The following is a 21,636-nucleotide window of genomic DNA, read 5'->3' as shown; positions in this document are numbered from 1 at the left end:
GATAAAACTACCAATCGATGCCCACTTGTGCCTGAATACCGCTATCAAACGCGTGCTTCACCGGGCGAAGTTCACTCACCGTATCGGCAAGATCCAACAATCGGGTGTGACAGCCGCGTCCGGTGATAATCACGCTCTGCTGTGGCGGGCGATTCACAATTGCGGCAATCACTTCCTCTGTATCAAGATAGTGATAAGCCAGCATATAGGTGAGTTCATCCAGCACCACCAGATCGTAGTGCGGGTCGGCCAGCATGCGCTTACTCTCCTGCCATACCGCTGTTGCCGCCTGAATATCGGCCTCTCGGTTTTGCGTTTCCCAGGTAAAGCCAGTGCCCATGATGTGAAATTCCACGCCCAGCGGATGCAGCGTGTTGTATTCACCGTTATCCCACTGGCCTTTAATAAACTGCGCGACGCCGACGATTTTGCCGTGCCCGACGGCGCGCGTCGCGGTACCAAAGGCGGCGGTGGATTTGCCTTTGCCGTTTCCGGTGAAAACGATCAGAACGCCTTTTTTCTCCGTCGCCGCCGCCACGCGGGTATCGACCTGCTCTTTTAGCTTCTGCTGGCGCAGGCGGTGACGGTCGGTATTTCCTCGCGCTTGCATATTGGCTCCTTAATGTCCGGCCGGACAGGTTGCGCAGCGATGCTGCTGCTCAAACTGGCTGAAGAAGTTATTCCCTTTGTCATCCACCAGCACAAAGGCGGGCAGGTTTTCGACTTCCATCATCCACACCGCTTCCATCCCCAGCTCGGGATACTCAAGGCAGTGCAGGCTCTTGATATACTGCTGTGTCAGCAGGGCCGCCGCACCGCCAATGCTGCCGAGGTTAAATCCCCGATGTTTTTGGCAGGCGTCGGTCACCTGCTGGCTGCGATTGCCTTTGGAAAGCATGATCAGGCTGCCGCCCGCCGCCTGGAAAGCATCGACATAACCGTCCATGCGTCCGCCGGTGGTTGGCCCCATTGAGCCGCAGGCCTGATTGTCCGGGGTTTTCGCCGGGCCTGCGTAATAGACGATATGGTTTTTCATGTATTCTGGCATCGACTCGCCGTTATCCAGACGTTCTTTGATCTTGGCATGGGCAATATCGCGGGCGACGACAATTGGCCCGCTCAGCGACAATCGGGTACCGACCGGCAAGGTGGACATGTCGCGCAGGATCTCATGCAGCGGTCGGTTCAGGTTAAGCTGTACGGTTTGACCGCTGTTTTCCACGCGGCAGGATTCGGGAATAAATTTACCCGGGTTATGTTCCAGTTTCTCCAGCCAGATGCCGTGCTTGTTGATTTTCGCTTTGATATTACGGTCGGCGGAGCAGGAGAGGGCCATGGCGATCGGACAGGAGCCGCCGTGACGCGGCAGGCGAATGACGCGAATATCGTGGGCGAAGTATTTACCGCCAAACTGCGCACCGATTCCGAATTCGCGGCTGGCGTTGAGTAAGGTGGTTTCCATCGCGGTATCACGAAACGCCTGGCCCAGTTCATTCCCTTCGGTGGGCAGGTTATCGTAGTATTTCGTTGATGCCAGCTTTGCCACCTTCAGCGCCTGATCGGCGGAGAGGCCACCCACAACAAAAGCGATGTGATACGGCGGACAGGCGGCGGTGCCCAGCGATTTCATTTTTTCGGTCAGGAAAGCGGTGAGTTTCTCCGGCTGTAGAATCGATTTGGTTTCCTGAAATAGCGCCGCTTTATTGGCCGAACCACCGCCTTTATTGACGAACAGGAAGCGATACTCACTACCTTGCGTAGCGCTGATGTCGATCTGCGCGGGCAGGTTGGTATGGGTATTCACTTCGGTGTACATATCCAGCGGCGCGTTTTGCGAGTAGCGAAGATTGTTTTCCTGAAACGTGGTGTAGATGCCCTTACTTAAAGCTTCGGCATCGTCGCAACCGGTCCAGACGTTCTGGCCTTTACTCGCCACAATGGTTGCGGTGCCGGTGTCCTGGCAGTTTGGTAGCACGCCTTTGGCTGAGACTTCGGCATTGCGTAGCAGCTGGAGAGCGACGTACTTATCGTTACTGCTGGCCTGCGGGTCGCGCAAAATGCTGGCAATCTGTTTTAAATGCCCGCTACGCAGGAAAAATGAAGCCTCATAAAACGCCTGCTGAGATAACAGAGTTAACGCCTCCGGAGCGACTTTGATGACTTCTTCCCCATCTAACTCCGTCACCGTAACGTGTTGACTGCTCAGTAATTCATACTCTGTATTATCTTTGCTTTGAACAAAGAGTTCCTGCCAGACAAAGGGTTTAGACATTTTACGTCTCACTATTTTGCTAAAAAGAGATTGGCCTGGGTCGCATGGGCGACATATTCGATGGTCTGCTGGGCGCGAACGCTGTTACCGGCTTCATCCAGCGGGGGAGAGTAGACTGCAATGGCATATTGTCCTGGCACCACGGCAACCATTCCGCCGCCAACGCCGGATTTCGCCGGGATACCCACGGTGTACAGCCACTTGCCGCTGCCGTCGTACAGCCCGGCAATCGCCATTTCCGCCAGCACCTGCGGGACATAGTTTTCATTTAGCAACTGTTTGCCGTTGAAGGGGGATTGGCCTTTGTTGGCGAGTACGGCCCCCATTTTGGCGAGTTGCTCAACGGTGATATCCACCGAGCACTGGCGGGTATAAATTTCGACGGCTTCCTGGGTATCGCCATAGAAGCTGTTATAAGAGTTCATCAGCATCGCCAGCGCCTGGTTATGCTGGTTAGTTTCCATTTCGGATTTGAATACCGGCTCGTTAACGGTGAGTGAGGCATCGGCCCAGGCGTTGAGATTGTTGAGGATTTTGTTCCAGCGATCGGTTTTGTCTTGTGCTTCAATCAGACTGACGGTGCTCATGGCTCCTGCATTGACTAACGGGTTCTCCGGGGCCCCTTTGGTTAATTCCACCGCTAAGCCGGAGTTGAAGGGCAGGCCGGTGGCATTGGCACCGAGTTTATCTAAAACTTCCTGCGGCCCGCGCTGCTCCATCGCCAGTGCCAGCGTGAAAACCTTGCTCAGGGACTCCATCGGAAACGCTTTTTTTACGTCGCCGACCTGATAAATTTTGCCGTCGACCGTGGCAAGGGTGATGGCGAAATTGTCAGGACTGTAGGTCGCCAGGGCAGGGATGTAGTCGGCGACTTTACCGTCGTGGTTACTTTTATATTTCTGGTGCGCCTGTTCGATAATATTGGCGTAATCCGGCGTGTTCTGCGCCAGTGTCGTGGCGCTAAACAGTAAGGTGGCAGTTAAGATGCACGTGCTGAGAAACTTTACATTCATGGTGCAACCCTGTTGAAATGTTGAAAAAAGGCCGACGCTAAGCCGGCCTGTTGGATCAGGACAGAGCAACTTCTGAAGGTTCGGTCGCAGGACGTTCATGCTCCGGCGTTTTGGCTGGCGCTTTGCCACGACAGCCTTCACCGAAGTGTTCGCCTTCCCAACGGCCAACAATGGCTGCCCCCATGGCGTTACTCATGACGTTGGTGGCAGAGCGGCCCATATCGAGGAACGGATCGACGCCCATCAACAGGATCAGACCGGCTTCCGGAATGTTGAACTGGTTCAGGGTGGCGGCGATAACCACCATTGAGGCGCGCGGCACGCCCGCCATTCCCTTCGAGGTCAGCATCAGGATCAGCAGCATGGTGATCTGCTCGCCCATCCCGAGATGGACATTACAGGCCTGGGCGATAAATACCGTGGCAAACGAGCAGTAGGCCATCGAGCCGACGAGGTTAAAGGAGTAGCCAATCGGCAGAACGAAGCTGGCAATTTTGGAAGAGACGCCAAATTTTTCCAGCTTTTCCAGCGTGCCAGGGAAGGCTGCTTCTGAGCTGGATGTGGTGAAGGCCAGCAGCGCGGGTTCGAGGATCGCTTTGGTCAGACGGCCAATGCACGGACCGACAATCATCGTCGACAGGCCAATCAGGATCGCCCACAGCATACCCAGCGTCAGGTAGAACTCGCCCATAAAGATCCCGGCGCTGACCATCACGCCCAGGCCACGTTCGGCAATCAGCCCGGAGATGGCGGCAAAAACGGTGAGTGGCGCAAACAGCATGACGTAGCCAGTCAGCTTCAACATGACGTGGACCAGCGAATCGAGCACCTTCACGATCGGCTCGGCTTTTTCGCCGATTGCCGCCAGGCTACAGCCGAGGAAGATCGAGAACACGACAATTTGCAGGATTTCGTTACGTGCCATCGCATCAACGATGCTGGTGGGCACTGCGTGAGAGATAAACACTTTCAGCGTGAACGGTTCTGACTGCACGGCCGCGACGGCTCCGGCGTCGTGGGCCACAAAGTTGATGCCTGCACCCGGCTGGAACATATTGACGATCACCAGACCCAGCGCAATCGACAGTAGGGAAGCACAAATAAACAGGAAAAAGGTTTTAGAGAATATACGCCCGAGCGTTTTCGCATCGCCCATTTTGGCAATACCTACGACCAGGGTAGAAATAACCAACGGGGCGATGATCATTTTTACCATGCGTAAAAATATGGTGGTAAAAATGGAAATATCCTGTGCGTATGACTTTGCTGTATCAGCCGAGGCCATATTATTAATAGCCACCCCGGCAATCATGCCGAGTATCAGGCCTAATATGATCATTTTGGTTAAACTTATTTTCTTCATGTTTACTCCATCGGAAACTGGCGGTTAAATGTAGGGTGGAGTGAATCTGCGAACAGACGCACCCCTGTTATAACCAGTTGCATGAATAGTCTGGAAAACAGTGATACAGCAACATCCTGAATCCCAATGTTGTTTTTATATGAATACACAAAATCGTTCGAGATGCGTCGAGGCGGCAAGGGAAGAAATCCCCAGGAGCATAGATAACTATGTGACTGGGGTTTCTGAGTGCAGCCAACAAAGAGGCAGCTTGAAGGATGATGTGTATTACTACAGATCGAACTCAATACTTAATAATGGGGCGTGCTGCTGTGCGCCATATACATCATTGTCACCGACGTTGCCGGAAATAATATCGCGAGGCATGACGATTTTTACCGCATTAGCCGGATCAAACCACACAATTCGATGAATAAAATCAGGCTTTACGTTATATAATCCAGCAATAAGCTGCGGCGTTAATTGTTCCGAACGTTTTACCCGCTGATAATCTTCCTGGGTTTTAAATAAAATATCTAAAACCAGTTCGTACGGTCCGGCGTTTTTGGAACGAATGACCTGCGCCAGCGAGCATATGGATTGTTTCATGCCTGAACTCCTTCTGGCGTCACCTGTTCAATGTGGAAATCAAAACGCAGCGCGTCGCTGGCTTCAATAAGGTGATAGATAGAGAACTCATACACCGGCCCGCTTTGAATATCAGACGGCGAGAACGGGAAGGCGAGGTTGCCCGCAGTTGCAATGCGATTTTCATAGCCGTAGTGCAGAAGGGTAGAGCGCACCAGCGAACAGACGCTGTTGGCGATATCCTGAGTTGGCGCGACCACATCCAGCAAAATCCCCAGCTCGTGTCCGGCGGTTTTCATCGGCTCATGGTTGCCCATCACGCCGTTCTTACCGTACAGGTGGAACGTCATGCGGATACTGTCGTCAGTCAGCGAGAGGTTAGCCGCCACGCTGGCTTGTACCTCTTCGAGAATGTTATCGATCCCGGCAATCATGATCGGGTCGCGCGTTCCGGCAATGGTCAGGCAGCGGAAGCCGACCTGACGAGCACCTTCCAGCTTCAGTGCGTATGGTGTTTCTTCGTGACGTGAACCGCTGACGTAGACTTCGCCCTCGTTGACGGCTTTGAAGGTACACCCTTTCAGGTTCAGCACGCCGCCAGGACCCGGCAGGAAGTACGGATCGGACTTCTCATACAAAGTATGCGCCGCCGCGGAGGTTTCGGTGAACTTACGCTTTGGATTGAACGCTTTCAGCGTAAAGCCGTGGTCGTCGATAATCCCCATGGCGCAGTCGGAACCTGAACCCGGCGTGGCGGCAATGGCCGCACATTCAAGGATCTTGCCGCAGTGCAGCGCCAGCCCTTCATCGAAACCCTGCATAATTGGCAGCGCGGCGAAGCAGGCTGGATCGTAGGCACGACCGCCCAGCACCACCTGCGCACCGGCTTTCAGCGCCCGCTGGAAAGGTTCGATCCCCATCTGTGCGACGATATAGGTGCTCTCTTCGATAGCCTCGTGAGTCAGTTCCGGAACAAAATCCAGCGCGGTAATTTTGCCGTTATCCAGCGCCTGATGAACGACTTCTTTATCAACATCAGACGGGATTAGTGCCATCGAGAAAGACAGTTTCTCTTCCTGCGCAATCTCATGGATTATCTGGCGACACCACTCCAGATGTGGTGCGGCGCCGGATCCTCCGGCGGTGCCGATCACCACCGGAATGTTGTTTTTCACGCCAGCGACGATCATATAGCGCAGATCGCGTTTCACTCCGGCCCTGTCGGTAAAGGGTTTACCTGCCCCCAGGTAGTGGGGGCCAGGATCGGATGAACCGGCATCAACGGCAATAAGATCTGGCGACTCTTCCATGGCTTTACGAAAACTCTCTTCCGGGAAGCCATAACCCAGAATAGCCGTAGGCGATAAGATCTTAAATGTACGAGCCATCTCTTAATCCTTAGTCTGCAACAGCGCGATGGTGCGGTTCATTTCGTTAAACACGATGTTGAGACCTTCATCGAAGCCCATGCCTGGTTTGATCAGCATACGCATTGGGCGTGCGGCCAGCGCGACATGCACGCAGGTGCGGGCACTGATCTCGGTTTCGTTGCAGGTACCGCCTTGATAGGCTTCCATGGCGTGTTTGTTGCAGTACAGCACTGCGTCAACGATGTTGTGAATGCCGCCAAGATCCGGGGTTTTTATCTGTACCATGTGGCAGCTACCGGCATCGGTGAAGTCCACGATATCCTGATAGGTGTTGCACCATTCGTCGGCGACAATCTTCACGCCAGAACCCAGACGAGTCAGCTCTTTGGTGATGGCGGTCAGCATACGGATCTGATCCGGCTTGTTACCGGCATCGACCGGGCCTTCTATATAGAGCGGCAGACCCTGCGCTTCTTTCTCCAGGCTGGCGATATAGTCGGCGCAGCGCACCGGGTCCATGTCGAAGATCAAACCGATGGTGCCGTAGACATCAATGTGCAGCGTCGGGTGATAGCGTGGGCTGGTACGCAGGCTGAGGATTCGGTCGGACAACCAGCGCACATACTCACGCAGTTTTTCGCCTTTAAAGCCCAGTTTCTCTTCGACGTTGTTGATCAGCGCGTGCGGCAGCACGTCCACGCCTTTGAGGATCATCTTGTCGACGGCGATGTAGCGGTCATCGCCGCTCTGACCAAATAAAGGAATCGCTTCCGGGATGCACGGCAGCTGCCACTCGTCGCAAACCACTTCCGCCTTCAGGCGACCGCTTGCCAGCGCAGTGGCGTCGAGCAGCGCCTGAGACAGGCCGTAGCGGACGGCGGTATGCAGCAGATTGCCGTCGATACGCAGCTTGTCGAAGAAGCGGGCGTTCGGCAGGAACGCATCGACATCGCGGCCTTCAAGCAGCGGTTTAATATGATCGTTGAGGAACGGGATAAAGTTTTCCGCCAGGAACAGCGGATCGCGGCCGCCCGCGCCGGAGTACTGTACGGCGGCGCAATCACCGACCGCCACCGCGCCGTTTTCCAGAATCAGCTGTACCGAGACGCACTCACCCGCCTGGCGCACCGACGTAAAGCCCGGGGTAACCGGCGCGCCGGTATACATGAATCCATCATGACCCGCGCCATTTTTAATCGCCTGCTGGTCATCAAAATAGAATGAAGAGTAGCCAGCGGTAAAAAGGGCCTGTTTAATTTTCATTATGGTCTTCCTATTAATTTACTGTGGGATACAGCGTTGATGTCATCAACAACCATCTGGAATGAAGGCTTGCGTCCTTCGAAATTCGCACGCTCGGCGACGTAATCATGGTGCAGGGCGAGAATGTCTTTTGGCAGCGGAACCGCGCCGGCTTCAAGCACGCGAATGGCGCCTGAGTTATCGCGAACCGGCAGGATTTTGCCCGCGTTACAAGAGGCCGGAGCGAAAGGCACATCCAGCACGCCCGCTTCGAAAGCCAGTACCGTGCCGCGGGCGATATCGCCGTTGCCCAGTTCGAAAACTCTCCTCAGTACGGCGCGAACTTCGCTCTTAATCAGGTCCACTTCCTGTTCAACGGCAGCGCATGGTGGGAATTTCTGGTCGCTGACCATGTTGAGCATCTGGCGCGAGGCTCTCAGACCCTGGGCGTTTGCTGCGGCAGTTGGAATGCCGAAGGCTTCGTGCGGGCTCTTGGTAATCACTTTGGTCGCGCCGGACATACCGGCCACCGCCGCGCCCCAGGAGATAATGGCGAACGCTTTCGATTCATCTTCCGGGAAGCCGCCCATCCACTGGTGGAAGACGGTACTCAGCTCATAATCGTCGAAGCCGTAATTGCCGAAGTATTCGTGCGACAGTTCGCGCAGGGATTGAATAGCCGCGATATCCTGCGTCAGGCTGCCGACCTGGCCGTAGCCGACGGTGATGGATTTCACGCCCTGTTCCAGCGCCAGCAGACCTTCGATAATCGCCACCGAGTGGGACATAAACGGTGGGATCAGTGTGCCGGTCAGTGGGCCAAACGGCTCGCGGTTAATGCGGATGCCGTGTTCTTCATACAGGCCCATCAGGCGGTCGCAGTACTGCCAGTCACGAATTGATTTTTCCAGGGTGACGCGCTTGGCGTAAGGGATGTTGTAGGAGATACCGCCGCCTTCGTAGCTGGTAAATCCGCTGGCCATTGAGATTTCAGCTAACAGACGCGCATCAGGCGTGCCGTGGCGCACCTGAACCGGTTTTTCCAGCGACTCGGTCATTCGACGGCATTCAGCGACACCGTGGTTTACCACCGGCAGGCCGTTCAGTTTGGACGTTCCCGCTTCGATGGATTTTTGAATCCCAATCGCCGCCTCTTCATAACGGTTCAGACGGGTATAGGCATCAATGGTGCTGGGCAGCAGGTCGCACTCTACCTGCAGCGTTTTAAGCAGTTCGATGTGCTCATCCATTAACGCCACGCCCGCGCGCGGCTGGCTCAGGGTTTTCCCTTCCTGATCGGCCTTCAGCAGAGCGTGAGAAAAGCGTTTTTTCTCAGGAATGGTTTGCTGGTACTTCACGCCATCTTCGAAGTGTTCAACATCTTTCCCGGTCTGCCAGGTCTGCAATACCTGATTCCGCTCGGTCATGAATTCATCATGGGTTAGCTTTTTATTGCGAAGTTCCATTCGTCTTTGCCTTAGATTTTATAGGGTTAAACACTGAATGCTGGTGCGGGCGGCAAGTTCTGGGTAGAGCCTGGCAACGTTTGCCAGTAGCGGAAGCAGGCCTTGAGCATCGCGGTAATATTCAAACTGAGTGGGTAAGAGAATGCGTCTGCCGTCGTCGTCCAGTTCGCGGTACTTCAGCCAGCTATGGATGTCGAACTGGCTGGCGCGGGAGAGCCATCCGCCGGAACCGACGACTTTGCGTACGGTTGTCAGGTCGCGGCCCATCTGTAAATCGACGTTGCCCACGCAGGTGCAGACCTGTTTTTTGGTGCCCGCGTGGCGTTCGCTGGCGTAGCCGACGCACAGTCCGGCGAGCAGGGTGTCGAAGAATGTCTCTTCGGCGCCTTGCGGCAGATAATCGGGATGGGCGACCAGATGACGCAGATAGCCGTAAAAGGCTTCCTGACGTTCCGGCTGTTGAGCAAAGACCACCTTCACCAGCTCATGGGTGCTTTCGCCAACCACTACCGCGGAGACGCGCATTCCTAGATCGCCCTCTACCGTGCGTTTAACAAACGGTTCAGGAACCCCGTGCAGGACGGTATCGGGTGAGAGGGTGTTCGCGCTGGCGGAATAGACATCGGTGGTGGCGCCGCCCATGTCGATCAGCATGAACTCTTTCCATGCGCTGTCGTAGTTGCTGATGGTTTTTACCAGCTCGTAGACGGTCCATGGGGTCGGCATCGGCTCTTCGCCGGTTTCACCGACGATCACGTCCAGCCCTTTACCCTTGACGATACGCGACAAGAACACATCGCAAATGGCTTTGCGGGCAGCGTAAGGATTCGGGTGATCGAGGTCGGGCAGAATGTTGTCCACCGTGGTCAGATCTTTATGCCCGAGGATAGCCAGCACGTCGTCCTGAATATCACGGTTGCCGGCGTAGATAATGGCGCAGTCGAGCTTTGACTCTGCCAGCGCGCGGGCATTGGCCAGGCCGTAGCTCTCTTCGCCGCCGTCCGTCCCGCCGGTAAATAGCAGGATATCCGGCGGCGAGGCTTCCAGCGACTCGATATCGTGGCGGTTGAGTTTATACGAGTAGTACTGGGCGATTTTCGCCCCCGCCGAATGGGCGGTCACTTTTGCAGATTCCAGGGTGATGGATGGCACCAGCCCCATGGCAGCGACGGCAAGACCGCCTTTTGCCGACGAGGAATACTTTAGCGTCACTTCACCGCTATTGAGCAGGGGACGAGCATCGGCAACGTTTAGCACCTGATTCAGGCTGGCAAAAAAACCGTCTGCCAGATGATGCGTAGTGGTCGGGGTCAGAACGTGGTTAACCAGCGTTAATGCATCTCCCTCCTTCGCGAAGAGGGCTGCTTTGGTCCACGTCGAGCCGATATCGACAGAGACGGTCTGCATCAGATAGCCTCTTCCAGGCAGCGCTGCTCGACACCGTGGCGCTGACTTATGTCATTGGCCATGAGCTGGCAGACATCTTCAAGATCGTGACTTGGAGCGAAGACACGGTTAAAACCCATCTCTTTGAATTTGGCTTCAATATCGGCAAAATCGTGTTTGCCGACGACCAGATTACCGCCGACGAAGAGGAGAATGTCGCCAATACCGCGTTCGATGCAGCGTTCGCGCAGTCCCAGGCAGTCAATATCGCCGTGACCGTAAATGGATGACACGACAATGGCGTCAGCACCGGTTTCGATGGCGGCATCAATATATTCATCCTGGCTTACCATCACCCCCAGATTGATTACGCGAAAATCATGGCCAGTAAAAACGCGGTCCAGAACTTTATTACCTACTGCATGGCAGTCAGCACCAATGACGCCAATAACAAGTGTTGATTTCTTCATGAGTAATCCTCTGTAGGGCTGATGGTCTAAAATAAAAACGACTTTTAATATTTAGCAGCGTTGATTCCGGCTGCCTGTTAATAGGGCTGGAGTGTCTGTGGTTAGTAGGGGGGAAGCAATTGATCTATTTTCAGAATATCTTTCGAAAAACTCTCGTTTTTGATTTTTGTTTTTAAAGTCATTAAATATCATATGGTTATGTTTTTATTTTTACACCGAGGTATTGTTGCTTAGCGTGGGTCTAATAAATGCGTTGTGATGTTTGTGAGCAAGGTCTTATTTTGTTTTTAGTTAATTGGTCTTTTTTTAATAAGTAAGAGATACAATTCTTTAAATTGTTTTGTGAGCGGCATAACGGAATTTAGACAGTCGTTTATATATACAAAAATTAAATTGTTAGATTAAAGATAAAAAATGACGATATGTGATTTTTATATTTCATTTTTGTTGGTGAGTACGAAGAGGGCGAAAATCGACCCTATCAACATCGTCAGGGGGAAAAGGGCGCTTTTGTCGATAGCGGGGCTGGGGAAGTCGTTCTGACTGCAGAGGAGGGGGCTGTTATGCAGTGCATTTACTTGAGAATGAGATAGTTACGCATGTGTGTTAATTAAAGGTAAAATCAATGATAAATAAAATAAGTAAAAAATATATGGTCCTGACTTGATAAAAAAAATCTGTGAGCTACGCGGCATTATCAGTTTATGGCTCAGTTTTGACTGCTATTCTTCCACTCATTAAATTCCGCTCCGGAATTAAATAAATCGACTATCATTTTCAGTAACCGATGATACTGTTGTAAAACATATCGTTAACCTTGGATTTACCAAAGGTGAACAAGGTAAACATAATTAACATTTAAAATGAAAATTGATTTAAATCAATGTTTAAAACTTGGAAAAGAATATGAAATGGAGTTAAATTGTCGCGGATCAAATTGACCGAAAACCGGTATTTTCGCTATAAATTGATCGCCGTCGAAAACTGCAAATTTATCTCAATAAAAACCTATTTATTGTAAGGGTTTTGCAGCGTAATATAATCACGGGATCAATTTGGGTGTTTTGTTAACATGTTTGTAACTTTTCACGACTACCGTTTCCTGATTCCTGGCGAAATGGCGGTGGCGATAAGACGCAAATAAATTTGTATTGGGGCATGCGTGTGACCCTTTCTAACGGGGTTCACTCTCGGAGTCTTCATGCGATGAGCAAGGAGTCATGATGTTAGATATAGTCGAACTGTCGCGCTTACAGTTTGCCTTGACCGCGATGTACCACTTCCTTTTTGTGCCACTGACGCTCGGTATGGCGTTCCTGCTGGCCATCATGGAAACGGTCTACGTCCTTTCTGGCAAACAGATTTATAAAGATATGACCAAATTCTGGGGCAAGTTGTTTGGTATCAACTTCGCTTTGGGTGTGGCAACCGGTCTGACCATGGAGTTCCAGTTCGGGACTAACTGGTCTTACTACTCTCACTATGTGGGCGATATCTTCGGTGCGCCGCTGGCCATTGAAGGTCTGATGGCCTTCTTCCTCGAATCTACCTTTGTAGGTCTGTTCTTCTTTGGTTGGGATCGTCTGGGCAAAGTTCAGCACATGGCGGTGACCTGGCTGGTGGCGCTGGGTTCCAACCTGTCAGCACTGTGGATCCTCGTTGCTAACGGCTGGATGCAGAACCCGATTGCGTCGGACTTCAACTTTGAAACCATGCGTATGGAAATGGTCAGCTTCTCTGAGCTGGTCCTGAACCCTGTCGCTCAGGTTAAGTTTGTCCACACTGTTGCTTCTGGCTACGTTTGCGGCGCAATGTTCGTCCTCGGCATCAGCTCCTACTATATGCTGCGCGGCCGCGACTTCGCTTTTGCTAAGCGCTCCTTCGCTATCGCTGCCAGCTTCGGTATGGCGGCTATTCTTTCCGTTATCGTTCTCGGTGATGAATCCGGTTACGAAATGGGCGACGTGCAGAAAACTAAACTCGCGGCTATCGAAGCCGAGTGGGAAACGCAGCCGGCACCGGCTTCCTTTACCCTGTTTGGTATTCCCGATCAGAACGCGCAGGAAAACCACTTCGCGATTCAAATCCCTTACGCGTTGGGCATCATTGCCACTCGCTCCGTGGATAAACAGGTTACCGGCCTGAAAGACCTGATGATTCAGCACGAAGAGCGTATCCGTAACGGGATGAAAGCCTACTCGCTGCTGGAACAGCTGCGCGCTGGCTCAACCGACCAAACCGTTCGCGATCGGTTTAACGATGTTAAGAAAGATCTTGGTTACGGTCTGCTGCTGAAACGCTATACCGAAAACGTCTCTGATGCGACGGAAGAGCAGATTGCTAAGGCGACCAAAGACTCCATTCCTGCTGTTGCGCCGCTCTATTTTGCCTTCCGTATCATGGTGGCATGCGGCATCCTGATGCTGGCGATCATTGCAGTCTCCTTCTGGACGGTTATCCGTAACCAGATAGGCGAGAAAAAATGGCTGCTGCGCATCGCGCTGTATTCCATTCCTCTGCCGTGGATTGCTATCGAATCCGGTTGGTTCGTGGCGGAATATGGCCGTCAGCCGTGGGCGATAGGTGAGGTGCTACCAACGGCCGTCGCTAACTCGTCGCTGACCGCGGGCGATCTGATCTTCTCGATGCTGCTGATTTGTGGTCTGTATACCCTGTTCCTGGTGGCGGAGCTGTACCTGATGTTCAAATTCGCGCGCCGTGGCCCAAGCAGCCTGAAAACCGGTCGTTACCACTTTGAGCAGTCTTCCGCGACTACTCAGCCGGCACGCTAAGACAGGAGTCGTCAAATGATCGATTATGAAGTATTGCGTTTTATCTGGTGGCTGCTGATCGGTGTACTGCTGATTGGTTTTGCTGTCGCCGATGGCTTCGACATGGGGGTGGGCATGCTCACCCGTTTCCTCGGTCGTAACGACACCGAGCGTCGAATTATGATTAACTCCATTGCCCCGCACTGGGACGGAAACCAGGTATGGCTGATCACCGCGGGTGGCGCGCTGTTTGCTGCCTGGCCGGCGGTTTATGCTGCTGCGTTCTCCGGCTTCTACGTGGCAATGGTGCTGGTGCTGGCGTCTTTATTTTTCCGTCCGGTTGGTTTCGACTACCGTTCGAAGATTGAAGACACCCGCTGGCGTAACATGTGGGACTGGGGAATTTTCATCGGTAGCTTCGTGCCGCCGCTGGTGATTGGCGTGGCTTTCGGTAACCTGCTGCAGGGCGTTCCGTTCCATATGGACGAATATATGCGCCTGTACTACACCGGTAACTTCTTCCAACTGCTGAACCCGTTTGGTCTGCTGGCCGGTATTGTTAGCGTGGCGATGATCCTGACCCAGGGCGCAACCTATCTGCAAATGCGTACCGTCGGTGAACTGCACCTGCGCACTCGCTCCATTTCTACGATTGCGGCGCTGGTGACGTTGGTTTGCTTCGCGCTGGCGGGTGTGTGGGTCTATTACGGCATTGATGGCTATGTGGTGAAGTCCGTTATGGATCATACCGCGCCGTCTAACCCGCTGACCAAAGAAGTGGCGCGTGAAGCGGGGGCCTGGATGGTGAACTTTAACAATATGCCAGCGCTGTGGACGATTCCTGTCCTGGGTGTGGCGCTGCCGCTGCTGACCGTCATCTCGACGAAAGCAGATAAAGGCGCCTGGGCGTTCCTGTTCTCTTCCCTGACGCTGGCTTGCATCATCCTGACCGCTGGTATTGCGATGTTCCCGTTCGTAATGCCATCAAGCACTATGATGAACGTTAGCTTGACCATGTGGGATGCGACTTCCAGCCAGATGACGCTGAACCTGATGACTTACGTGGCGATTGTGTTTGTACCGATTATTCTGGCTTACACCACCTGGTGTTACTGGAAAATGTTCGGACGCATCACTCGCGAAGACATTGAAAAGAACACCCACTCGCTGTACTAAGGTAAGGAGCTATATATATGTGGTATTTCGCATGGATTTTAGGAACGCTTCTTGCCTGTGCCTTTGGAGTGATTACCGCGTTGGCGCTAGAGCACGTGGAAGCTACCAAAGCAGGTAAAGAAGAACACTGATGAGTATTATCGCGACCCTTTACGCGATAATGGACAAGCGCCCGTTAAGGGCGCTTTCCTTATTGATGGCGCTGGCGTTAGCTGGCTGTATCTTCTGGGATCCGTCGCGCTTTGCGGCGAAAACCAGTGAGCTGGAAATCTGGCATGGTTTCCTGCTGATGTGGGCGGTTTGTACCGGCGTTATCCACGGCGTGGGTTTTCGTCCGCGCGCTATTCACTGGCAGGGAATTTTTTGTCCACTTATCGCTGATATTGTGCTCGTTTTGGGCCTGTTCTTTTTCTTCTTTTGAATAAGAAATCTCTGTTAACCATATGGGCTTGCATAAGCCCATAAAAATTTACTCGTCGTTTACTTTCCCCCATTCCAAACCACGATTCCCGCGCGTATAGTAGCGAAGTTTGAAAGCACTAACCTTTTGTTGCATTACCGGGATGTAAAGTGAATACAACGCTGTTTCGATGGCCGGTTCGGGTCTATTACGAAGACACCGACGCCGGTGGTGTGGTTTACCACGCCAGCTACGTCGCTTTTTATGAAAGAGCACGCACAGAGATGCTGCGCCACCATCACTTCAGTCAGCAGGTTTTGCTGGCTGAACGAGTTGCCTTCGTGGTTCGCAAAATGACTCTGGAGTATTTTGCGCCCGCCAGACTCGACGACATGCTCGAAATCCAGACGGAAATAACCTCGATGCGAGGCACCTCTTTGGTTTTCACGCAGCGAATCGTCAACGCCGAGAACGTCGTTTTAAATGAAGCTGAGGTTCTTATCGTGTGCGTTGATCCACTCTTAATGAAGCCTCGTGCGCTTCCCAAGTCTATTGTCGCGGAGTTTAAGCAGTGACTGACATGAATATCCTTGATTTGTTCCTGAAGGCGAGCCTTCTGGTTAAACTTATCATGTTGATTTTGATTGGTTTTTCTATCGCTTCCTGGGCCATTATTATTCAGAGAACGCGAATCCTCAATTCGGCATCGCGTGAAGCTGAGGCGTTTGAAGATAAATTCTGGTCCGGTATTGAGCTTTCTCGCCTGTATCAGGAGAGCCAGGGCCGTCGTGATAATCTGAGCGGTTCGGAACAAATCTTCTACAGCGGTTTCAAAGAGTTTGCTCGGTTACATCGTGCCAATAGCCATGCGCCAGAGGCGGTCGTTGAAGGGGCATCGCGAGCCATGCGCATTTCCATGAACCGCGAACTGGAAACGCTGGAAACGCATATCCCATTCCTCGGGACGGTGGGTTCCATCAGCCCGTATATTGGTCTGTTTGGTACCGTGTGGGGGATCATGCATGCCTTTATCGCGCTGGGCGCGGTAAAACAAGCCACGCTGCAAATGGTGGCACCGGGTATCGCCGAAGCGCTTATCGCTACGGCAATCGGCCTGTTTGCCGCTATTCCTGCGGTTATGGCCTATAACCGTCTGAACCAGCGAGTGAACAAACTTGAACTGAACTACGACAACTTTATGGAAGAGTTCACCGCCATTCTGCACCGTCAGGCGTTTACCAGCAGCGAAAGCAATAAGGGGTAAGCCATGGCCAGAGCACGTGGACGCGGGCGTCGCGAACTGAAGTCCGAGATCAACATCGTTCCGCTGCTGGATGTCCTGTTGGTGCTGTTGCTGATCTTTATGGCGACAGCGCCGATCATTACGCAAAGCGTAGAGGTCGACCTGCCGGACGCAACGGAATCGCAAGCGGTGAAAAGCAACGACGATCCACCGGTGATTGTTGAAGTTTCCGGAGTAGGGCAGTACAGCGTGAAAGTGGGCCCGGAAACGCTGTCGCAGCTGCCGCCGGAACAGGTTATTGCCGAAGCCAGACGCCGACTTGAGGCGAATGAGAAAACGGTATTCCTGATCGGTGGCGCCAAAGAGGTGCCTTACGATGAAATTATTAAAGCGCTTAACCTGTTGCATAGCGCAGGGGTTAAATCGGTTGGCTTGATGACCAAGCCGATCTAATCGCTCGAGATATGTGCGCCCGCCAGAATGTTGGCTATGAGCTGAAAGCAGCTCATAGCCATGCAGATATAGCGGGCACAGGCGAACAGTTTTTGGGAACCGATAGTGTCAAAGGCAACCGAACAAAACGACAAGCTTAAACGAGCGATCATAGTTTCAGTCGCGCTGCACATCGTATTGATAGCGCTGCTGATCTGGAGTTCGTTTGATGAGCATCTGGATGCTTCAGCCGGCGGTGGCGGCGGTTCTTCTATTGATGCGGTAATGGTCGATCCGGGAGCGGTTGTGAATAATTACAACCGCCAACAGCAACAGCAGGCCAGCGCCCGTCGCGCCGCCGAGCAGCGGGAAAAGCAGGCTCAGCAGCAGGCGGAAGAGCTACGTGAAAAACAGGCCGCCGAGCAGGAAAGGCTGAAACAACTGGAACAAGATCGACTGCAGGCGCAGGAAGCGGCTAAAGAAGCGAAAGAACAACAGAAACAGGCCGAACAGGCTGCAGCAGAAGCTGCTGCAGCGGCGAAGGCCAAAGCGGACGCCCAGGCGAAAGAGGCGCAGGAAACGGCTGCTAAAGCCGCTGCTGACGCCAAAGCGAAGGCAGACGCTCAGGCTAAAGTCGCCGAAGCTGCTGCGGCAAAAGCGGCGGCTGATGCGAAGAAACAGGCAGAAGCGGAAGCCGCGAAAGCAGCCGCGGACGCACAGAAGAAAGCCGAAGCCGATGCGGCGAAGAAAGCTCAGCAAGAAGCCGAGAAGAAAGCGCAGCAGCAGGCAGAGAAGAAAGCTCAACAGGAAGCGGCTAAACAGGCAGCTGCTGAAAAAGCCGCTGCAGATAAAGCCGCGGAAAAAGCTGCCGCCCAGAAAGCTGCTGCTGATAAAGCGGCAGCCGATAAAGCCGCCGCAGCGGAAAAAGCCGCAGCCGAGAAAGCAGCAGCAGCCAAAGCTGCCGCTGCAGAAAAGGCCGCAGCGGATAAAGCTGCTGCCGCTAAGGCCGCAGCGGCCAAGAAAGCCGCTGCTGCGAAAGAGGCTAACGGCGTTGACGATCTTCTCGGTGACCTGAGCTCCGGTAAGAATGCGCCGAAAGGTAACACTAGCGGTAGCGCTGGAGGCTCTGCACCTGCTAAAGGAAGTAAGCAGGGGCAGGGTGGGGCATCTCAGGCTGAGATTAACAGCTATATTTCACAAGTTCAGGCTGCGATTAAAGGTCATCTCTACGACTGGGATACCTATAAGGGCAAAACCTGTACATTACGTGTGAATCTGGCTCAGGATGGAACGCTGTTAAGTGTGAAATCGGAAGGCGGCGATCCGGCGTTCTGTCAGCAAATGCTGGCGGCAACGAGCCGGATGACGAAGTTCCCTAAACCGCCGTCGCAGGCTGTTTATGAAACATTCAAAAATGCGCCACTGGACTTCAAACCTCAGTGATAGTTTTCCCCGTTCCGACGGGGAAAAACAAACTTCGGTAGTCCCAGGGTTTTGGTAGTTTTGTGTATTTGAGTTTGTTAACATTCTGCTAAATTATCGTGGGCTTTCCGCCTGGATAAGGGAGATATGATGAAGCAGGCATTACGAGTAGCATTTGGTTTTTTAATACTGTGGGCGGCAGTGCTGCACGCAGAAGTACGTATCGAGATCACCCAAGGGGTCGACTCGGCACGCCCAATCGGCGTTGTGCCGTTCCAGTGGGCGGGGCAGGGTGCTGCGCCGGAAGATGTGGGTGGTATTGTGGCGGCTGACCTGCGCAACAGCGGTAAGTTTAATCCGCTCGATCGCTCGCGTTTGCCTCAGCAGCCGGGTAGCGCTCAGGAAGTGCAGCCTGCGGCATGGTCTGCACTCGGTGTTGACGCCGTGGTCGTTGGCCAGGTTACGCAAAACCCTGACGGTTCTTATAACGTCGCTTACCAGCTGGTAGATACCGGTGGTGCGCCGGGTACCGTCCTTGCACAAAACTCATTCAAAGTGACTAAGCAGTATCTGCGCTATGCCGCACACGCTGCTAGTGATGCGGTATTTGAGAAGCTGACCGGTATTAAGGGCGCCTTCCGTACCCGTATCGCCTACGTTGTGCAGACCAACGGCGGTCAGTTCCCGTATGAGCTGCGCGTATCTGACTACGATGGTTACAACCAATTCCTCGTTCACCGTTCCACCCAGCCGCTGATGTCTCCGGCCTGGTCTCCAGACGGCGCGAAGCTGGCCTATGTAACCTTTGAAAGCGGTCGTTCTGCGCTGGTCGTTCAGACTCTGGCTAACGGCTCTGTGCGTCAGATTGCTTCGTTCCCGCAGCATAACGGCGCGCCATCGTTCTCTCCGGATGGCAGCAAACTGGCCTTCGCTCTGTCGAAAACCGGTAGCCTGAACCTGTACGTGATGGACCTGGGTTCTGGCCAAATTCGTCAGGTCACCAACGGTCGCAGCAACAACACGGAACCTAGCTGGTTCCCGGATAGTCAAAATCTGGCCTTCACTTCTGACCAGGCCGGTCGTCCGCAGGTGTATAAAGTCAATATTAATGGCGGCACGCCGCAGCGTATTACCTGGGAAGGTTCACAAAACCAGGACGCAGACGTGAGCGCAGATGGTAAAACTATGGTAATGGTTAGCTCGGCCGGTGGTCAGCAGCACATTGCTAAGCAAGATCTGGAAGCGGGTGGTGTGCAGGTTCTGTCATCAACGTTTTTAGATGAAACGCCAAGTCTGGCACCAAACGGCACTATGGTAATCTACAGCTCTTCTCAGGGGATGGGATCCGTACTGAATTTGGTTTCTACAGATGGGCGTTTCAAAGCGCGTCTTCCGGCAACTGATGGACAGGTAAAATCACCTGCCTGGTCGCCGTATCTGTGATAATAAATAATTGATTATTAAAGGAATCAAAGAAATGCAACTGAACAAAGTGCTGAAAGGGCTGATGATCGCTCTGCCGGTTATGGCAATCGCGGCGTGTTCTTCTAACAAGAACGCAAGCAACGACCAGAGCGGTGAAGGCATGCTGGGTGCCGGCACTGGTATGGACGGTAACGCGAACGGCGGCAACATGTCTTCCGAAGAGCAGGCTCGTCTGCAGATGCAACAGCTGCAGCAGAACAATATCGTTTACTTCGATCTGGACAAATACGATATCCGTTCTGACTTCGCTGCAATGCTGGACGCGCACGCTAACTTCCTGCGTAGCAACCCATCCTATAAAGTGACTGTAGAAGGTCATGCGGATGAGCGTGGTACTCCGGAATATAACATCGCTCTGGGCGAGCGTCGTGCTAACGCCGTTAAGATGTATCTGCAGGGCAAAGGTGTTTCTGCTGACCAGATCTCCATCGTTTCTTACGGTAAAGAAAAACCTGCAGTACTGGGCCACGACGAAGCGGCTTACGCCAAAAACCGTCGCGCCGTACTGGTTTACTAAGAGAATTGCATGAGCAGTAACTTCAGACATCATCTGTTGAGTCTGTCGTTACTGGTTGGCATAGCGGCCCCCTGGGCCGCTTTTGCTCAAGCGCCAATCAGTAGTGTCGGCTCAGGCTCGGTTGAAGACCGAGTCACTCAACTCGAGCGTATTTCTAATGCTCACAGCCAGCTTTTAACCCAACTCCAGCAACAACTCTCTGATAATCAGTCCGATATTGATTCCCTGCGTGGTCAAATTCAGGAAAGCCAGTATCAACTGAATCAGGTTGTTGAGCGCCAGAAGCAGATTTTGCTGCAGATCGATGGTCTGAGCAGCGGATCAGGTGCAACAGGAGCACAGACGCAGACATCTGCGGGCGATCAGGGGGCAGCGGCCACCACGACTGCGCCAGCAGCTTCGTCAGGCGCTCCGGCGCAGACGGGCGATGCGAACACGGATTACAATGCGGCTATCGCCCTGGTTAAGGATTCTTCTCGCCAGGACGATGCCATTGCGGCATTTCAGAACTTCGTCAAGAAGTACCCTGATTCAACTTATCAGCCGAATGCCAACTACTGGCTCGGTCAGTTGAATTACAACAAGGGTAAAAAAGACGACGCGGCGTATTATTTCGCTTCTGTGGTGAAAAATTACCCAAAATCCCCGAAGGCACCCGATGCTATGTTTAAAGTCGGCGTGATCATGCAGGACAAGGGTGACACGGCAAAAGCGAAGGCGGTTTACCAGCAGGTGGTCAGTAAATTTCCTGGCACCGATGGGGCAAAACAAGCGCAAAAACGCCTTAACGCTCTGGGATGATTATGGCATGACCAGAAATCGCGTTATTTCTGGTCTTGTCGCATGAATCCTAAGCAGTTAAGTGATCTTTATCTAAATTTTTGTTGCGCTGAATTCTGAAATCAGTAATATATGCCGCCGTTGCCAAGGGATATCGAATAAGCCCAAAGCGACGAAAATAGTGGGTCGTTAGCTCAGTTGGTAGAGCAGTTGACTTTTAATCAATTGGTCGCAGGTTCGAATCCTGCACGACCCACCAAT

The 21,636-nt window shown here is 53.0% G+C and carries 21 protein-coding genes and 1 tRNA gene; 12 read left to right on the top strand and 10 right to left on the bottom strand.

Annotation, left to right across the window (positions count from 1 at the left end; all coding sequences use genetic code 11):
• Positions 1-7 precede the first annotated feature (7 nt).
• The 10 genes from cobO to glmS form a co-directional block, all read right to left on the bottom strand.
• The gene (gene cobO, locus QVF11_RS08145; RefSeq protein ID WP_142512004.1) at positions 8-610 is read right to left on the bottom strand and encodes a cob(I)yrinic acid a,c-diamide adenosyltransferase; all 603 of its coding nucleotides are present in this window, start codon (positions 608-610) and stop codon (positions 8-10) included.
• 9 nt (positions 611-619) lie between these two features.
• A complete protein-coding gene (locus QVF11_RS08140) occupies positions 620-2,272 on the bottom strand; it encodes a class I fumarate hydratase (RefSeq protein ID WP_112214466.1) in 1,653 nt (550 codons plus the stop codon).
• 11 nt (positions 2,273-2,283) lie between these two features.
• Positions 2,284-3,285, bottom strand: coding sequence for a glutaminase A (gene glsA, locus QVF11_RS08135; RefSeq protein WP_287856219.1), 1,002 nt, complete (start codon positions 3,283-3,285; stop codon positions 2,284-2,286).
• A 55-nt stretch (positions 3,286-3,340) separates the two neighbouring features.
• A complete protein-coding gene (locus QVF11_RS08130) occupies positions 3,341-4,648 on the bottom strand; it encodes a dicarboxylate/amino acid:cation symporter (RefSeq protein WP_287856217.1) in 1,308 nt (435 codons plus the stop codon).
• A 270-nt stretch (positions 4,649-4,918) separates the two neighbouring features.
• On the bottom strand, positions 4,919-5,236 hold the full coding sequence (locus QVF11_RS08125) for a DUF4387 domain-containing protein (RefSeq protein WP_110276833.1): 318 nt from the start codon (positions 5,234-5,236) through the stop codon (positions 4,919-4,921).
• Positions 5,233-6,603 (bottom strand): acyclic terpene utilization AtuA family protein, encoded by a 1,371-nt coding sequence (locus tag QVF11_RS08120; protein ID WP_287856215.1) that lies wholly within the window; start codon positions 6,601-6,603, stop codon positions 5,233-5,235. Before QVF11_RS08120 ends, QVF11_RS08125 begins: the two co-directional genes overlap by 4 nt.
• Positions 6,604-6,606: 3 nt before the next feature.
• A complete protein-coding gene (locus QVF11_RS08115; RefSeq protein WP_110276831.1) occupies positions 6,607-7,848 on the bottom strand; it encodes a methylaspartate ammonia-lyase in 1,242 nt (413 codons plus the stop codon).
• On the bottom strand, positions 7,848-9,293 hold the full coding sequence (locus tag QVF11_RS08110) for a methylaspartate mutase subunit E (protein ID WP_287856212.1): 1,446 nt from the start codon (positions 9,291-9,293) through the stop codon (positions 7,848-7,850). Before QVF11_RS08110 ends, QVF11_RS08115 begins: the two co-directional genes overlap by 1 nt.
• 18 nt (positions 9,294-9,311) lie before the next feature.
• Entirely contained in the window at positions 9,312-10,700 is a 1,389-nt protein-coding gene (glmL, locus tag QVF11_RS08105; RefSeq protein WP_287856211.1) for a methylaspartate mutase accessory protein GlmL, read from the bottom strand.
• The gene (glmS, locus tag QVF11_RS08100; RefSeq protein ID WP_112214459.1) at positions 10,700-11,149 is read right to left on the bottom strand and encodes a methylaspartate mutase subunit S; all 450 of its coding nucleotides are present in this window, start codon (positions 11,147-11,149) and stop codon (positions 10,700-10,702) included. The genes glmL and glmS overlap by 1 nt, the downstream gene beginning before the upstream one ends.
• Before the next feature lie 1,223 nt (positions 11,150-12,372).
• Here glmS and cydA point away from each other — a divergent pair.
• From cydA to QVF11_RS08040, 12 genes are all read left to right on the top strand, one after another.
• The gene (gene cydA, locus QVF11_RS08095) at positions 12,373-13,941 is read left to right on the top strand and encodes a cytochrome ubiquinol oxidase subunit I (RefSeq protein ID WP_112214458.1); all 1,569 of its coding nucleotides are present in this window, start codon (positions 12,373-12,375) and stop codon (positions 13,939-13,941) included.
• Positions 13,942-13,956: 15 nt separating this feature from the next.
• Positions 13,957-15,096 carry a cytochrome d ubiquinol oxidase subunit II gene (cydB, locus tag QVF11_RS08090; RefSeq protein WP_112214457.1) on the top strand — a complete coding sequence of 380 codons (1,140 nt, stop codon included), beginning with the start codon at positions 13,957-13,959 and terminating at the stop codon, positions 15,094-15,096.
• A 17-nt stretch (positions 15,097-15,113) separates the two neighbouring features.
• Positions 15,114-15,227 carry a cytochrome bd-I oxidase subunit CydX gene (cydX, locus tag QVF11_RS08085; protein WP_004100325.1) on the top strand — a complete coding sequence of 38 codons (114 nt, stop codon included), beginning with the start codon at positions 15,114-15,116 and terminating at the stop codon, positions 15,225-15,227.
• Positions 15,227-15,517 (top strand): cyd operon protein YbgE, encoded by a 291-nt coding sequence (gene ybgE, locus QVF11_RS08080; protein ID WP_004100327.1) that lies wholly within the window; start codon positions 15,227-15,229, stop codon positions 15,515-15,517. Before cydX ends, ybgE begins: the two co-directional genes overlap by 1 nt.
• Before the next feature lie 149 nt (positions 15,518-15,666).
• Positions 15,667-16,071, top strand: coding sequence for a tol-pal system-associated acyl-CoA thioesterase (gene ybgC, locus QVF11_RS08075; RefSeq protein WP_110276825.1), 405 nt, complete (start codon positions 15,667-15,669; stop codon positions 16,069-16,071).
• Positions 16,068-16,760 (top strand): Tol-Pal system protein TolQ, encoded by a 693-nt coding sequence (gene tolQ, locus QVF11_RS08070; RefSeq protein ID WP_110276824.1) that lies wholly within the window; start codon positions 16,068-16,070, stop codon positions 16,758-16,760. The genes ybgC and tolQ overlap by 4 nt, the downstream gene beginning before the upstream one ends.
• Before the next feature lie 3 nt (positions 16,761-16,763).
• Positions 16,764-17,192 (top strand): colicin uptake protein TolR, encoded by a 429-nt coding sequence (tolR, locus tag QVF11_RS08065; RefSeq protein ID WP_087828655.1) that lies wholly within the window; start codon positions 16,764-16,766, stop codon positions 17,190-17,192.
• Positions 17,193-17,297: 105 nt separating this feature from the next.
• Positions 17,298-18,614, top strand: a complete 1,317-nt coding sequence (gene tolA / locus QVF11_RS08060; protein ID WP_287856204.1) for a cell envelope integrity protein TolA — start codon at positions 17,298-17,300, stop codon at positions 18,612-18,614.
• A gap of 129 nt (positions 18,615-18,743) precedes the next feature.
• Entirely contained in the window at positions 18,744-20,036 is a 1,293-nt protein-coding gene (gene tolB / locus QVF11_RS08055) for a Tol-Pal system beta propeller repeat protein TolB (protein ID WP_112214455.1), read from the top strand.
• Between the two features lie 34 nt (positions 20,037-20,070).
• On the top strand, positions 20,071-20,595 hold the full coding sequence (pal, locus tag QVF11_RS08050) for a peptidoglycan-associated lipoprotein Pal (protein WP_110276821.1): 525 nt from the start codon (positions 20,071-20,073) through the stop codon (positions 20,593-20,595).
• A 9-nt stretch (positions 20,596-20,604) separates the two neighbouring features.
• The gene (gene cpoB / locus QVF11_RS08045; protein ID WP_112214454.1) at positions 20,605-21,396 is read left to right on the top strand and encodes a cell division protein CpoB; all 792 of its coding nucleotides are present in this window, start codon (positions 20,605-20,607) and stop codon (positions 21,394-21,396) included.
• Positions 21,397-21,558: 162 nt separating this feature from the next.
• Positions 21,559-21,634 (top strand) — tRNA-Lys (locus QVF11_RS08040).
• Positions 21,635-21,636: the final 2 nt, after the last annotated feature.

Source organism: Klebsiella sp. (genome assembly GCF_027492335.1).
Classification (GTDB): Bacteria; Pseudomonadota; Gammaproteobacteria; order Enterobacterales; family Enterobacteriaceae; genus Klebsiella; species Klebsiella huaxiensis.
This window is presented reverse-complemented; position numbering and strand designations above follow the sequence as displayed.